Raw genomic sequence first — 1,708 nt, 5'->3', positions numbered from 1 at the left:
TCGACGACCTCCCACACGTCCACGCCCATGCGGTCGCACAGCTGGGCCAGCTGATTCACAAGCGCGATGTTGACATTCCGGAAGACGTTCTCCAGGAGCTTGGTCATCTCGGCCACAACCGGGGAGGAGACAGGAACGACGTACCGGGAGACCTGGCGGAGGGCCAGCGCAGCGAGATGGGTGCTCAGCGGGTCACACCCGCCAACCACCACGGGGACCTCCTCCATGGTGAACCGCGTATTCCCCGGATCGACGCGCTCCGGTGCGAACGCGAGGAAGACCTCCGCCCCCACCCGGAGACCCGTCCTTTCCAGAACTGGCTTTACAACCTCTTCGGTGGTCCCGGGGAAACTGGTGCTCCGGAGGATGACGAGCTGGCCCGGGCGAAGGTTCTCCGCGACGTTCCCCGCAGCCTGCGCGATGCACGACGTATCGGGTTCCTTTTGCGGGGTAAATGGCGTAGGCACGCAGATGAACACGACATCACACCGTCCGACCATCGCCGCATCCGTACCGGCCACGAACCGCTCTGTAGCCAGGCATTCACGGACCTCTTCGGAGGGAACGTCACGGATATAGCTCCGGCCCGCATTCAGGGCCCGCACCTTCTCCTCGTTTACATCGATGCCGCACACCCCATATCCCCGTCGCACAAAGAGGAGGGCAAGAGGCAGGCCAACGTAGCCCAGGCCTATCACGCCAATGCGTGCCGTGGCGGTCCTGATTTTCTCTTCCAGCCCCATCACTGCGCTACTGGACATGTCCCATCTCCGCAGAAGAAGCATGCCGAGGAGCAGAGACGCTGAGGTGCAGGAACCCCTCAGCTCCCGAACCTCTGCCTCGTGTACTCAATCACCCGTCCAATGATCTCGTCCAGCGTGAGGGTGGGTCTGTACCCGATTGTCTGCCGGAGTCTCGTGACGTCGGGGACGCGGTAGCGAATGTCCTCGAACCCCGGTCCGTAGGCTTGCTCGTACGGGATGAACACGATCTCAGAATCCGACTCCGCCAACTTCCTCACGCGCTCGGCCAGCTCTTTGATGGTCACTGCCTCATCGGATCCGACGTTAAAAACCTCCCCTTCCGCCCTTGGTGTCTCCATGAGCCGGACTGTCGCGTCCACTGTGTCGCCGACCCAGGTGAAGCTCCGCACCTGCGAACCGTCGCCGTACACGGTGATGGGTTTCCCCTGCAACGCCTGCTCCACGAACCGGGGCATGACCATCCCATACGCAGGAGACTGCCGGGGACCCACCGTGTTAAAGAACCGCGCGATCACCACGGGCAACCCCTTCTCCATCCAGTAGGCGCGGGCCAGGAACTCGTCGAGGGCCTTGCTGGTGGCGTAGCACCAACGCATGGATGGACCGATAGTGATGTCATCCTCCTCTACGAAGCGTCCGATCCCGTTGTGTACGTCTTTGCCGTAGACTTCAGAGGTGGAGGCTATGAGGACCTTTCTTCCGTGGCGCAAGCAGGCGTCCAGGACGTTCTGGGTCCCCTTCACGTTGGTCTCAATGGTCCGCACAGGCTGCTCAAATACCAGCCGAACTCCCACGGCAGCTCCCAGATGGTAGACGACATCGCAGGCGCCCACGGCCCGGTTCACCGTGTCCGAGTCCAGTATGGATCCCAGGATGAACTGGAACCCTGGCCTCTTCATCAGGTGGAGGATGTTTTGCAGGCTTCCGGTGGAAAGGTCATCGAG

The 1,708-nt window shown here is 61.9% G+C and carries 2 protein-coding genes; both read right to left on the bottom strand.

The window, feature by feature from the left end:
• On the bottom strand, positions 1-743 hold a 743-nt coding region (locus tag QN141_14030; protein ID MDR7559597.1), incomplete at its 3' end, for a nucleotide sugar dehydrogenase.
• 77 nt (positions 744-820) lie between these two features.
• Positions 821-1,708, bottom strand: an 888-nt coding sequence (locus tag QN141_14025; protein ID MDR7559596.1) for a GDP-mannose 4,6-dehydratase, incomplete at its 5' end; no start/stop codon positions are given.

It is taken from the genome of Armatimonadota bacterium, from assembly GCA_031459765.1.
In the GTDB taxonomy this organism is placed as follows: Bacteria; Sysuimicrobiota; Sysuimicrobiia; order Sysuimicrobiales; family Kaftiobacteriaceae; genus Kaftiobacterium; species Kaftiobacterium secundum.
Note: the sequence above shows the minus strand (reverse complement) of the source record. Positions and strands in the feature narration are given on the sequence as shown.